Consider the following 10,675-nt stretch of genomic DNA (forward strand, 5'->3'; position numbering starts at 1 on the left):
ATTATTCGTTTTTTTCAAAGGGTGAATCGTTTGTTTTTTTCGCGACTAAGCTAACAATAAGCACAGGAATAATCCAGAACACTGAAGCAAATGCAAATGAAGACAGCACACCCATAAAAGAATACTGGCTTCCATCATTTTGCTCGAAACTCTGCCTCATTTGCTGATAAGTTTTATCCAGCTCTTCCTCCGGTACGCCAAAGTTTTGCATTGTGCTCATCGTTTTCTCAATAGTAGCCTCAGCAACTCTTTGTTGTAACGTGGGATCGATTACTTTATTTAAAACGAGATCAAACATGACCGAGAGAAAAACACCAAGTATTGCAATGATCATGAGATTTTTGAAAGCCTGAGAAAACGGAAAATCATTGTTGTTGAGTTTTCTCAACTTAAATCCGGCAATAAAAAGCACGACTACTCCAATCATCACTGAAAACGTGATATTCTTGAAGCTCACCATGTAATCAACTCCCAAAACGTAAGCCAGTACTGAGTATGAGATGCTTACTAATCCAAAAAGCAACCCGAATTTCAGTACAAAATCCCGATCAATAGTATTCTTCATTTTACTGAGTTTGAGTGACGCTACAAATATAGCCAAATTGAATCCACAAAAATACTGCTAAAAACAAGCAATAACGCTTGATGATTTAAACGGAATATATACTTTTGCCGCCAATCGGGTTAGTCTTGTACGACCAGCTCCTGTCGAACTCCCCCAGATCCGGAAGGAAGCAAGGGTAGACGGTTGTAGCGGTGCGATGCAAGTAGCTAGCCCGATTACTTTTTTATACCTCCCTCCAATTCATTTTGTGACAAAAATCATAATTCGTTCAAATCATACTTTTTAATTTTACACGGTAAATAAATAAAAACCAAGAACCGTGGCTAAAATCAACAATCTTAAAGACTTAGTTAAAGAACTTGAACGCGGACCTGTTTACGATACTTACGGGTCTATCCTCAAAAACATAGACATCGATATCAAAGAGTGCGAACCTTATTGCACATGGAACGATGATCGGCACACACGCAACAGAATCTTTAGAAATGGTGGTTTTGAGTTGATGCTTACCTGCATAAAACCAGGACAGGCTACAGCTATCCATAATTACGGTCACCAGCAGGGTTGGGCCTACATTATACAGGGCGAGCTCACTGAAGTAAAATACTCAGGCGGTGAATCAACCGGAGATGTTGCAGAAGTTTACCGCAACAAACTCAAGAAAGGTGAAATGACATATATCAACGATTACGAAGGAATGCATCAATTCGTCAATGAAAGTGACAAACCTGTAATCGCTTTGCATTTATTTGTCGAGCCGTTTGAATACTGGAAAGCCTTTAACACGGAGTCAGGAGCATTTGAGGATGTGAAGTCTGTTTACGACAGCGATCACACAGCAGAGTTTGAATCATAAACAAAAAAGGGGAGCTCATCTGAGTTCCCCTTTTATATTTCAATAAACTATAATCTTATTTCTTGAGCGGAATCTTGATTTGAACCAAAGTTCCAACTCCTTTATTGCTGTTAATCGTGAACGATCCGTCAAACACTTCAACAAGCCTCTTTGCATTGGTCAGACCCAATCCAAGTCCTTTCTTGCTCTCTCCGTCATCAAATTTCCTGTAAGCACCAATCTTCGAAATATCTTCATCAGTCATTCCAATTCCTTCATCGCTTATTTTGATAACAGCATGGAGATTGTCAACACCTCCTACTACGCGCACCATTGAGCCTTTAACTGAGAACTTGAAGGCGTTATTAATAAGGTTTGATATAATCTGTTTCAGATAGTATTCAGGCATCGCTACTTTTCCATCGGCTACAGACATCACGAGATCATTCTCTCTAAATACCTCCTGAGCTTCTTTATTAGCAACACCTTCAATCAATGATTTTACTTCAGTTGAAACAGAAGACTTCAACTCTTTCACCTTATCAGGATTGTGCTTGAGTTCTTCTATTTCGTAGAAATTCATCGTTCTGCCTACAAGTTCTTTGAGCTCCAGCCCTGCCTTATGAATCAAAGAAGCAAACTCAACCAACTCGCTTTTCTCCATGTTGTAGTGCTCGGTGGTGATTAGCTCACCAATTCCTACTATCGTTTTCAATGGAGCATTGAGCTCGTGAGTAATCGGCATACCGATTGAATTGGTAATATCACTCAGCTTCTCTTCTGATCGCTTGACAATATCTTTTCTCTTGTTGAGACGAGTTTTAACACGCTTGAGTAATTCAGCTATAGTAAAAGGCTTCATGATGTAGTCATCAGCACCTAGCTCCATCCCCTGACTCAAATCTTCCTTAGCTGTTTTGGCAGTCAAAAACACAAATGGTGTTGACGCTACAGTTGGGTGATTTCTCATGAGTTTGAGAACATCATAACCATCCATTTCAGGCATCATGATATCACACAAAACCAAATCTGGTTGAGTGCGCTTGATCACTTCTATTCCTATTTTCCCGTTTTCAGCAACTTCAACGTTATAATCTGCAGATTGAAGGATTTCCTGTAGGTTGCCTCTTACATCCGGATTATCCTCTACAACAACAATTGTTTCAGCCATAGTACTATATATGTTAACAGTTCAAAAATAGAAATTCAAACCTTTCAAATACACTACTTTCGTTAAAAGTTAAGTATTTTTCCACTTTACAGTTGAATATGAAGCATAAAATACTCATAACAGAAGATGATGCCGTAACAGCTCTGTACATGAAACAAACGGCTCAGAGCCTTGGTTACGAAGTTATTAAAATCGCCACAGAAGCTGAGGAAGCTATCGAGTTGAGTAAAAACGAACAACCCGACCTGGTTCTGATGGATATTTCACTCCCTGGCGATATTGACGGTATTAAAGCTGCTGATATCATTATCGAGCAAAACGGTATTCCGGTTATTTATGTCACCGGAAACTCTGATAACGAAACAATGCAGCGTGCTATTTCCAGCAATACTTATGGGTATATACTCAAGCCTGTTCGCAAAGAACAGATGTACACTATGGTGGAAATGACACTTCACCGTCACAAACTTGAAAAAGAACTCATCAAGCGTGAAAACCAGCTCAAAGAACTGAATGAACAACTCGAAGAAAAAGTAGCTGACAGAACCAGAAAACTGAGCGTGAATAACCAGCGATTAGAGCAAGAAGTTGAGCGCAGAAAAGCAATTGAGGAGGATTTAAAAGAATCGCTAGCTAAAGAGAAAGAGTTGGGTGAACTCAAGTCGCGTATTGTAACGATCATTTCACACGAACTCAAAACTCCGCTCACAACAATTCTCAGCTCAGCTCAATTGATCGACTTTCACGCAGATAACAAGGCTCCGAGTGAAAAAATTCAGAAACATACTCACAGCATTCAGCGGAATGTCCAGGCTCTGACCGAACTGGTAAACGACACCTTATTCATTTCAAGAGCTGATGCCGGTAAAATTGAACTGGAAAAAGCTGAAACCAATGTCATTGAATATATTGAGGAGTTGATCGATCACCTCAAGGACGGACTTGGGAATGGTTATAATTTCAATATTAAGAAGCTCAATGATATCCCTGAGGAGCTGATGATTGACACAAGGTTACTAAAACAAATTCTCAATAACCTACTCACCAATGCTATTAAGTACTCTCCGGAATCTCAGGATATTGACATTAAAGTGGGTTACATAAATAGCGAGTTGAGTATTGAGGTGAAGGACCACGGCATAGGAATTCCTCAAAAAGATGTGAAACTCCTTTTCCAGATGTTTCACAGGGCTTCAAATGTTGAAAATATTGAAGGGACGGGAATCGGACTGGCAATTGTGAAGAAATGCCTCGATTTCATGGACGGACAAATCAACATCGATTCCAAAGTTGGTGAAGGTTCTTCGTTTACGATTTATTTCAAAGCACAAAAGCCTGATGATGAATAGCAACATCACACAAGAACAGTTACTTCAAGCTAAAGAAACGCTTACCAATCTGGTTCATAAAACTCCTGTCCTATCCAGTGAAGTGATCGATAAAAAGGTTGGAGCTGATCTCTACTTCAAGTGTGAGAATTTCCAAAAAACTGGTTCATTCAAATTCCGCGGTGCCAGTTATGCTGTTAGTAGGCTTGGATCTGACCAAAAGAAAAACGGTGTCACTACACATTCGAGTGGTAACCACGGACAAGCACTTGCAAAAGCAGCGCAGTTGGCCGGAATCAGAGCTTATATTGTGATGCCTGAAAACGCTCCAACGGTCAAGAAACAAGCTGTTAAAGGTTACGGAGCTGAAGTCATTATTTGCGAATCTACACAAGCTGCCAGGGAAAAAACATGCCGTGATATTCAGGAGAAAACCGGGGCAACGTTCACCCCTCCGTATGATCACGAAAACATTGTTATCGGTCAGAGCACAGCGTCACAGGAGCTTTTCGAACAAACCGATAATCTCGACTATCTGCTGGCTCCCGTTGGAGGAGGTGGATTGTTGAGCGGAGCACTTCTCGCAGCTAAATTCTTTTCACCAACTACGAAAGTCATCGGTTCAGAACCCTTAGGTGCCGATGACGCTTACCGATCCATAAAAGCCGGAAAAAGGCTGCCTCAGGAAAATCCGCAAACAATTGCTGACGGGCTGCGAACATCACTGGGTGAAATCAACTTTGAGATCATTAGTGAGAATATTGATCAAATTCTCACTGCTAAAGAAGATACCATCATTGAAGCACTCAAAATGATGCATCATCACCTCAAAATCATGGCTGAACCGTCTTGCGCACTTCCACTCGCTACCATCTTGGAAAACAAAAGTATGTTTGAAGGCAAAAAAGTGGGAATTATTATCTCGGGCGGAAATGTTGACTTAGATGTTTATTACGAGAGTTTGAAATAGCTCTACTCCTCCAGTACCAAACCTACGAGCTCATTTGTTTTGAGGAATGAACCTCTCATGCTGTTTGTAAGTGCTATGATTACGATATCCCTTGCCGGAACGCGAATGAAATACGTTCTGTAACCTCTCCACCAGCCGTTGTGGTAAACAACTTTTTCTCCGTTTTTCACATATTTTATTCGCCAACCCAGTCCGTAAGACTTGTGTTTTCTGTTCAACTTAGAGTTGGGAACTTCCATGAGGTCACGATAAGCAGGTAAAAGCACTTTTCCATTGGTCAGAGCCCTTTCAAACCTGAACATATCTTCTACCGTAGTGAACAGTCCTTTGTCGCCTACAACCCCGTTTAAATAGAAATCTGCCTTGGGCGATCCGTAAGCGTTGTGACCAACCGCTACGCTGTCGAGATCTCTGTAATCCATATTACTGTAAACAAGACTGTTTTTCATTTCGAGCGGATCAAAAATGTATTTCGCCATGTACGACTCAAAAGACAGTCCGCTCACCTTTTCCACGATTGCAGAAAGGAGGAAATAGTTCGTGTTGCAGTAATCGAACCGTGAGTTTGGTGGGTAGTAGATTGCCGGTTCTTCTTTGATAAAACTATCGAGCGCATTTTCATTGCACATCGGGATTTCCCTGTTTTGCCACAGTGAATCTGTAATGTACATGTAATTACCCAGTCCGCTGCGGTGGTTGAGCAACCTGCGAACAGTTATTCCATCGTAAGGGAAATTGGGAAAGTATTTTTGAATGGAATCTGACAGATTGATTTTTCCACGCTGAACAAGTTGCATCACTGCGGTTGCTGTAAATGGTTTGGATGCAGATGCTAGCTGAAATTTGTGATTGAGTTTTAACGAATCGCGATTTCTGAAGTTGCTGTAACCATAGGACTCTTTGAATAATTGTCCGTCACGGTAGATGAGTACATTTCCATTGAATCGGCCGGCTTTGTGTAACGACTCAAAATAATGGTGAAACGAGGCCGCTAATGGAACACTGAATGCGCGGTAGTTGGGCTCTGACCGTGATGTGTCTTCTCCTTTTAATTTCTTCTCTTTCTCTATATTCTCCTTGCAGCCAGTCAAAAAGACCGTCAATAAAAGAATGACAGCTACTTGTTTTCTCATGAGGCCTGCAAATGTAACATTTGAGGAATATTAGCGAAACAGAAATAATTGTTTACAATACTTACTTTTGCCGCTCAATAAAGATTTCAGTATTGTTTAAGTTTTTCATCAGACGCGATGCCCTGGGCAATTGGATATTCTTCAAACGAATCTTGTTTTTCGTTTTGGGGCTTGTTGTGCGCTATCGTTTTAAGCGGTTGTACGACACACAAATAAAGGGTGCTGAGCATATTGTTAACTTACCCAAGCGGAATGTGCTTTTTGTGAGTAATCACCAAACGTACTTTGCTGATGTGGCGTTGATCATTTTGGCACTTTTCAATATCAAGAATAATGTGCTGAACAGAATTGGGAGTATTCTTACTCTTTTCAACCCAATTTTGAGAATTTATTTCATAGCGGCACGTGAAACGATGAAATCTGGAATTTTACCCAGAGTATTCACAAAAGGTGGTGGTATTCTCATCAAACGTTCATGGCGTGAAAAAGGGAAATCTGTTAGACGGAGAGTTGATAAAGAAGACGTTGAGAAGATCAGCAAGGCGCTGAAAGACGGCTGGGTGATTACTTTTCCGCAAGGCACTACTACTCCATTTGTCAAGGGTCGTAAAGGAACTGCTCACATGATCAAAAAGAACCACCCTATTGTGGTCCCGATTGTCATAGATGGTTTTAGAAGAGCTTTTGATAAAAAAGGATTGCGCATCAAGAAAAAGGGAACGGAGATCAAACTGACTTTCAAAGAGCCGCTTATCATCAACTACGATGATGATGACGATATCATCATGCATCAAATCATGTACGCGATTGAACAGAGCGAGGAATTTCACCCGAAGGTTTAGGGAGAAATTAGTGTGGCGGTTTTTTAAGCGTCTTTTTTCTTTTCTCTACTATTTTTCCACCTTTATAAACTTCAATATAATATCCATTTATCTCGTCATTCCATACTAAAGCTTCACCATTAAGGCTCCCATTAGTGTAACTTCCTTTTAGTTTGATTGAACCATCCTTAAACCATGATTTATACAAGCCGTGTTCTATGCCATTTTTCATATTGTAAACATATTTTGGCTCTCCTGTTTCATACCAACCCCGAACTTCTCCATCCCACTCTCCATTAACTAATTTACCTTCTTTTGAAGGCTGTCCATTTCTGTAATAGCTTTTATATTCACCATGGAGGATTCCATTTTCATAATGTTCAATATAGTGTAGTTGACCATTCCTGTAATAACGCTTTTCGCCCCCATTCTTTAATCCATTTTTAAAGTTACCTTCTCTAAATACAGTACTATCAGGATAGTATGCAACCCATTCACCATGCTTCTTATCTTCTTCATCATAAGAGTATTTAACTCTTACTTCTTTAAAAAGAAGCGACATTTTCTCTAAATACTCTTTATCAAAATTTGATGTAATAAATTCATCAGCAGCTAATTGAAAGTTGAAGCTTGTATCTTTTTGTAATGCTGTTTTAATATCAAAGTAAGCACTATCCTTTTTGCCAACCTCAAGGTAACATTCTGCTCGATAATAGTATATACTCCCAAAAGTTGGATATAAAGTCACTGCTTTTGAGAAACTTGATATAGCTTTTTTGCAGTCACCCAGCTTCTTGTTGCTGAGTCCGAGCAAATAATATCCTTCATAATCATCAGGGTTAGCCTCGATCAACCTTGTAGCCATAGGCTCAACCCTACCTGGTTCATTTTCTTCTATTAGCTTGTAAGCTCTACTCTTCAACTCATCATAATTATTATCTGTATCCTCCTGAGTTGACAAGCAAGAATGTAACAGAAAGGAGCCGGTCAGCAGTAAAATCATTATTTTATTCATAGTATGTTGAACTAGGTTTTGAATTTAAAACTAATTGATTATTTCGCAATTTGGCATCTTATTTTTGAGAATTTCAACTATTTATAAAACAAACTTTTACTATCATTTCAAGACCTGGCGAATTTGATAAGATTGTGCCCTCCATTCCCCTATTAGCATAACATCTTCAACTCTATTTACGATTAATTCATCATTCTCAATATGCTCTATTTTTAGATATTCAATTGTCGGTTGATCATCAAGCCAAATATAGATCCCATCATTACTCAAAGACCATGTTTTATTTTCTTTCAATTGTCCATTGACATATTTCAAAAATTGTCCATCAGGTTTAAAGACGTAAGATAATTCAAGCTTCTGTAAATCATATATACTGATGATCGAATCTGAAATATCATTGACATACTCAGGTAATATAAAAGCATTTGCGAAAGTTGTATCAAAGTCCTTTAAGAACCATTTTTTAGATGTCAGTATATCTTTCATCTCCTGTTTTTTGGTCCCTGAAATACTTGCTATTCTTTTATATGTAAGATCTTTTTTATGACCATACCAATATGAATCAGTATGAATTTCATTTTCATTAGCTGATTTTATAAGATTGATAGTCATTTCAGTTTGATGAATTGTATGTATTAGAATAAAGTGATTCTCGTATTTTTCAATACTCCACATTTCAAGGTCGCTGGTTGGCCATTTAATAAAACCATGAGATACGGCTTGATATGGCTCTGACCGTAATCCATATTGATGATTTTTACCAAAATCCATTCTGTAATCCTCTCCATTAGTGCTTATTTTCCAGCCTGTACTAATTAGTGTCTCCAATAAATAATCTTTTGAAAGTGAGGTTGCAGGCTCTACAAGCGGAACCATTTTTACTAACTCAGAGTCGGAGCGCATAATGGTTATACTATCAACTGAATAACTGATTATTTTTCCAATTAGTTGTCTTTTCTCATTTTGGAATTCTATATAAAACTCATTCTTTTCATTTATATCATAGCCAAACTCATTAGTGGGTCCTCCCCCTATTTTCTTTGCTTTTAAATATCCGTTTTTAAAATCCCATATCAAGCCAGCCATATTAGTTCCTGATACTATTATCCACGGTCCTTTTGGAACATTATTTTTATTCTTAAACGAAGAATAAATTATAACAAGAATTATTAAGAGTATTACTTTTTTCATCTTTGCGGAGTTTGATCAACAAATTCAACCCCATAGATTCTACCGTCCTCAAGAATATCGAGAACAATTGTTCCTTCTCTTTCATGTTCTAAAACGATATTCTCGCCAAATTGACATTCAGAGCCGGGTTTGCTTGGCTTTTCTACTGATAAAAGGAAAATGTACGGTTGTCTTATCCATCGTCTTCTTTCATTCATTTCAAGTTGTTCAATTAAGTCAGTCCTGTCAGGTTCTTGTTCCTTAATCAAGTCAATTATCCATTCTATGTCGAAGTACGGGATTATCATTTACATCATATAATTACAACGTTGTAGCTAAAAATGAAACTTCAACATATTAAAACTTTTCACGAAGCATTTCTATTTCGATTTCCAGTTCTTTTCTTGCATTTACCTTATCAATTTCTTTCGTGTCTGGAATACTTTCCCAATAATCGTCTATTATGGAGTCTTGATAAGCAATATTTTCAATACTATCAGGTAATGAGTTTTCAAATAATTCTGGTGGAGGTGGTGGTGGAATAGTTTTAAAGGCTGTGTGCTTTTCAGGTGTAAAGATACTTCTAGAGAGCCCACATGAATTAACAGAAATAACAGAGTCATGAAGACTCAAGTACAATAAATAGGTCCCAGATTCAATAACAGGGCCGCAATACATAGAGCTCAATATTTTATAGTTTTCTCCTTTTTGTAAATCTCCCTTGAAGTTCTCTTTTACCTGAATTCTAAACTTCATTGCATTTTTTGACTTATTTAACCCCATTTCAGTTACTTCAGCAATAACTATAAAAGTCGAATTTGTAAACTCTTTCTTCCTTGCTTGTTCAAGTGTAACGGGGGGACAAGAACATCCAAATGCTTTTACGATGCTACTAACTAAAAAAAGTATAATTAAGACCTTATCTCGATTCATTTTATTTTAGATAAAACAATGTAGTGATTATAATATCACCACAGCTACCTGATGATTCTATGCTGTCCGTTCCATAAAAGTATGAAATTAAATGATGAGACCCCGACTTATTTATTTCAGAAAGGGATCAAATCGAACATGTTATCGCTTTTCATAGATCAACGCACTTTCTGCGGAACGGAGAAAATCGCCTCTGATGAGACTTGAATTTTGAGTCCTTTGTGTCAAGTTGAGAGTTAATTTGAAATCCCGCTCATAGCAGCGGAGACAAAGAACAATAAACACAACATCTTTCAGGTTTCAGCATATGACGCTTGCGATCAGTGACTCCAGCTAGACCTCCAAACTCCCTCCTAGTTCGACTCCGCAATAGCTACGCATTTCGGCTGCGCTCAATGCACCGCTCAGAAAGTGGTGTTCGGATTTAATCAAACCTTAATGCATCTAAACTTCTTAATGGTTGAAAAAGATGAGCGCCAGCGAACTCGCTGCGTGCGCTGCGTTAATGCAGAGCTAACAAAAAAACTCCGCGCTCGCTGCGTTACCCAAAACAAACAATATCACATTCTCGACTACTGACGCTATCGGTCAGCACTTTCAGCTTGACCTCGACCTTAACACTTGATTACTCGCTCCGCTCGTGATCCCTTAAATGGGGGTGGTCCAAAAGAATAAAAAGCTCACTTCACTTCGTTCAGTATTGGCCTTTTTTCGTTTTCACTCCGCTTGAACAC

11 protein-coding genes and 1 other RNA gene are annotated in these 10,675 nt (G+C 38.6%); 5 read left to right on the forward strand and 7 right to left on the reverse strand.

The window, feature by feature from the left end; translation table 11 throughout:
* Position 1: 1 nt before the first annotated feature.
* A complete protein-coding gene (locus F3059_RS04825; RefSeq protein ID WP_151166992.1) occupies positions 2–565 on the reverse strand; it encodes a DUF4199 domain-containing protein in 564 nt (187 codons plus the stop codon).
* A gap of 116 nt (positions 566–681) precedes the next feature.
* Here F3059_RS04825 and ffs point away from each other — a divergent pair.
* Together ffs and F3059_RS04835 are read left to right on the forward strand one after the other, a co-directional pair.
* Positions 682–780, forward strand: an RNA gene (gene ffs / locus F3059_RS04830) — signal recognition particle sRNA small type.
* Positions 781–884: 104 nt separating this feature from the next.
* On the forward strand, positions 885–1,421 hold the full coding sequence (locus tag F3059_RS04835) for a cysteine dioxygenase (protein WP_151166993.1): 537 nt from the start codon (positions 885–887) through the stop codon (positions 1,419–1,421).
* A gap of 55 nt (positions 1,422–1,476) precedes the next feature.
* On the opposite strand, the gene F3059_RS04840 is transcribed toward F3059_RS04835, so the two are convergent.
* A complete protein-coding gene (locus F3059_RS04840; RefSeq protein ID WP_151166994.1) occupies positions 1,477–2,571 on the reverse strand; it encodes a hybrid sensor histidine kinase/response regulator in 1,095 nt (364 codons plus the stop codon).
* A 98-nt stretch (positions 2,572–2,669) separates the two neighbouring features.
* Here F3059_RS04840 and F3059_RS04845 point away from each other — a divergent pair, with 98 nt between their 5' ends.
* A complete protein-coding gene (locus tag F3059_RS04845; RefSeq protein WP_151166995.1) occupies positions 2,670–3,920 on the forward strand; it encodes a hybrid sensor histidine kinase/response regulator in 1,251 nt (416 codons plus the stop codon).
* The gene (locus F3059_RS04850) at positions 3,910–4,869 is read left to right on the forward strand and encodes a threonine ammonia-lyase (protein WP_223274539.1); all 960 of its coding nucleotides are present in this window, start codon (positions 3,910–3,912) and stop codon (positions 4,867–4,869) included. Before F3059_RS04845 ends, F3059_RS04850 begins: the two co-directional genes overlap by 11 nt.
* 2 nt (positions 4,870–4,871) lie before the next feature.
* Here F3059_RS04850 and F3059_RS04855 read toward each other — a convergent pair whose 3' ends face one another.
* Positions 4,872–6,002 (reverse strand): serine hydrolase domain-containing protein, encoded by a 1,131-nt coding sequence (locus F3059_RS04855; protein ID WP_151166996.1) that lies wholly within the window; start codon positions 6,000–6,002, stop codon positions 4,872–4,874.
* 20 nt (positions 6,003–6,022) lie between these two features.
* Between F3059_RS04855 and F3059_RS04860 the strand changes: the two genes are divergently transcribed.
* Positions 6,023–6,844, forward strand: coding sequence for a lysophospholipid acyltransferase family protein (locus tag F3059_RS04860; protein WP_223274540.1), 822 nt, complete (start codon positions 6,023–6,025; stop codon positions 6,842–6,844).
* Between the two features lie 7 nt (positions 6,845–6,851).
* Here the strand turns inward: F3059_RS04860 and F3059_RS04865 are convergent, their stop codons facing one another.
* The 4 genes from F3059_RS04865 to F3059_RS04880 all read right to left on the reverse strand — a co-directional run bounded on the left by F3059_RS04865 (position 6,852) and on the right by F3059_RS04880 (position 9,941).
* Entirely contained in the window at positions 6,852–7,838 is a 987-nt protein-coding gene (locus F3059_RS04865) for a hypothetical protein (RefSeq protein WP_151166998.1), read from the reverse strand.
* A gap of 102 nt (positions 7,839–7,940) precedes the next feature.
* Entirely contained in the window at positions 7,941–9,029 is a 1,089-nt protein-coding gene (locus F3059_RS04870) for a hypothetical protein (RefSeq protein WP_151166999.1), read from the reverse strand.
* The gene (locus F3059_RS04875) at positions 9,026–9,316 is read right to left on the reverse strand and encodes a hypothetical protein (protein WP_151167000.1); all 291 of its coding nucleotides are present in this window, start codon (positions 9,314–9,316) and stop codon (positions 9,026–9,028) included. Before F3059_RS04875 ends, F3059_RS04870 begins: the two co-directional genes overlap by 4 nt.
* A 49-nt stretch (positions 9,317–9,365) precedes the next feature.
* Entirely contained in the window at positions 9,366–9,941 is a 576-nt protein-coding gene (locus tag F3059_RS04880; protein WP_151167001.1) for a hypothetical protein, read from the reverse strand.
* Positions 9,942–10,675: the final 734 nt, after the last annotated feature.

The sequence above is a fragment of the Salibacter halophilus genome (assembly GCF_008806325.1).
Lineage (GTDB): Bacteria > Bacteroidota > Bacteroidia > Flavobacteriales_G > Salibacteraceae > Salibacter > Salibacter halophilus.